Source organism: Oleiphilus sp. HI0123 (assembly GCF_001635315.1).
Genome location: NZ_LWGE01000852.1, coordinates 1 through 259 on the forward strand (window position 1 = coordinate 1; position 259 = coordinate 259).

General features: G+C 39.8%; 1 protein-coding gene. It reads right to left on the minus strand.

Annotation, left to right across the window (positions count from 1 at the left end):
• The coding region (locus A3761_RS07395) for an SsrA-binding protein (RefSeq protein ID WP_197472937.1) at nucleotides 1–108 on the minus strand (108 nt) is incomplete at its 3' end.
• Nucleotides 109–259: the final 151 nt, after the last annotated feature.

Sequence of the window (259 nt, forward strand, 5' to 3'; positions counted from 1 at the left end):
TGTTAGAGCGAGTCCGGCTTCGAACTTTTCTTCAATATGGTAGTCGTGTTTAGCTTTCTTATTGAGAGCAATGGTGCCTGGCAGTTGTTTTGGTTTTTTCTTGGCCATATATCTATTGTTATCACTATCTCGTACAAATAGACCTAAACGTTTCTAGGGCTATAAAAATGAACCATTCTACACCATGTTTCAGTCATTTGTGCCAGCCTTCTGAAAATTTATGTTGCGTGTTTTTATTGAGGCTAGGCGACCACGGTCT